The organism is Streptomyces sp. YGL11-2, assembly GCF_050054615.1.
Taxonomy (GTDB): Bacteria; Actinomycetota; Actinomycetes; order Streptomycetales; family Streptomycetaceae; genus Streptomyces.
On the sequence record NZ_JBNHIN010000168.1, the window covers coordinates 1 to 558 of the forward strand.

At 70.8% G+C, this 558-nt stretch carries 1 pseudogene; it reads right to left on the reverse strand.

From position 1 onward, the window contains the following. Positions 1–331 (reverse strand): annotated as a pseudogene (locus ACO1BR_RS44185) (DUF4097 family beta strand repeat-containing protein); the annotation flags it as partial. Positions 332–558: the final 227 nt, after the last annotated feature.

The following is a 558-nucleotide window of genomic DNA, read 5'->3' on the forward strand; positions in this document are numbered from 1 at the left end:
TGACGCGGACTTCGCCGAGTCGGCCTTCGCCCAGGACCTGGGTCCAGGAGCCTTTGGTGTCGATGTGCGAGCCGGTGGGCAGTTCGACCGTGACGTCGACGGTGCCGGTGCGGCCGACGAAGTAGCGCTGCTTGGGCGTCCTGACGCTCAGGGCGCCGCTCGCGTAGGTGACTTCGGTCTGGTCGGCGGCTCGCACGTCCGCTTCCCGCTTGGGGTCGCGGGGCCGTACCTCGACGATCGTGTCGGGGCGGTCGCCCGCGGCGAACCGGATGGAGCCGGCGGTCACGTGCGCGGTGACGGAAATCGCTTCGGGAGTGTCGAAAGAAGGCATGGCTCAACCGTCCTCATGAGTCCGTGGACGTCCCCCGTGGGACGCGGAGTGGTCGTCCCTGCGGGACGCGGTGTGGGCGCAGCGGAGCGGGTGCGGGCATGGGCGCGGGTGCGGGTGCGGAAGATGGTTGCGGGTATGGGTGCAGGCGCTGGCACTGGCACTGGCGCGGTCAGCGCACCCAGCCCGTGAAGCCCTGTCCGGTGGTGCGGGTCTGCTCCGTCGTACGC